The sequence below is a fragment of the Vibrio sp. D173a genome (genome assembly GCF_030248475.1).
The window spans coordinates 1-711 of record NZ_JAHGAH010001449.1 but is presented as its reverse complement, the minus strand read 5'-3'; the positions used below and the strand labels follow the sequence as shown (position 1 = coordinate 711).

1 protein-coding gene is annotated in these 711 nt (G+C 45.1%); it reads right to left on the bottom strand.

What is annotated here, in order from left to right; translation table 11 throughout:
- Window positions 1–711, bottom strand: a 711-nt coding sequence (locus KIV40_RS33975; RefSeq protein ID WP_285353849.1) for an alpha/beta fold hydrolase, incomplete at both ends; no start/stop codon positions are given.

Genomic DNA, 711 nt, shown 5'->3' with positions numbered 1-711 from the left:
GCTGTTTTCTCTAAGCAGACTGAATGTAACACTCAATGAACGACCGTCCATAAAGCCTTTCATATCGTTCTGCTTCTCGATAGCACTTATGATGGTGTCGTTGATATAGGCACCCACTTCACCCGGTTGAGAGAAATCAAGCAGAGTTGTGAAGAAGGTAGCCGTCTTGATTCGCTTCTTCATGCGCTTTGCTGCGTAGTAAGCAACCGTTGAAGCCAACACAGTACCACCAATGCAGTAACCCGCCGCATTGATTTGCTCTTTGCCAGTAATATCTTCAATCGCTGCGACAGCTTTAACCACTCCTTCAGTGACATAATCACCAAACTCTAGGTCTTTTTGAGCTTCGCCCGGGTTACGCCAAGACATCATAAACACGCTATGACCTTGCTCTAGCAACCAACGAACCATCGAATTCTTTTCTCTAAGATCAAGAATGTAGTACTTGTTGATGAATGGCGGCACAATCAACAATGGTGTCGCGTTGACTTGCTCTGTCTTCGGATGATACTGGATCAACTCAAACAGTTCGTTTTTGAACACCACATCCCCTTCCGTGTTCGCAACATCTTGCCCAAGTCTAAAGGCATTGTTGTTAGTCATACGGATCTTGAGAATATCAGCACTCGATTCAATGTCTGCTCGAAGTTGCTCTAGACCATCAACAAGGTTCTCACCATTCCGCTCTAGAGTGAGCTTCATTAACTCAGG